This window comes from Streptomyces sp. SID4985 (genome assembly GCF_009863025.1).
In the GTDB taxonomy this organism is placed as follows: Bacteria; Actinomycetota; Actinomycetes; order Streptomycetales; family Streptomycetaceae; genus Streptomyces.
In genome coordinates this window covers 1-284 of the sequence record NZ_WWIR01000483.1, presented here as the reverse complement: position 1 = coordinate 284, position 284 = coordinate 1, and the positions used below count along the sequence as shown (strand labels likewise).

Genomic DNA, 284 nt, shown 5'->3' with positions numbered 1-284 from the left:
GACACCCTGCGCCGCACCTTCTACTCCTCGCTGTACCGCTCGTTCCTCGCTCCGAACATCGGCAGCGACACCGACGGCCGCTACACCGGCTGGGACCAGAAGATCCACCGCGCCAGGGACTTCACCTACTACCAGAACTGGTCCCTGTGGGACACCTACCGCACCCAGTCCCAGCTGCTGTCGCTGCTCGCGCCGCGCGAGGCACGGGACATGGCGATCTCCGTCGTCCACATCGACGAGGAGAGCGGCTGGCTGCCCAAGTGGGGCTACGGCACGGTCGAGAC

General features: G+C 66.9%; 1 protein-coding gene. It reads left to right on the top strand.

Annotated elements, in window-relative coordinates; genetic code table 11:
- The coding region (locus GTW40_RS21195; RefSeq protein ID WP_161181776.1) for a glycoside hydrolase domain-containing protein at positions 1-284 on the top strand (284 nt) is incomplete at both ends.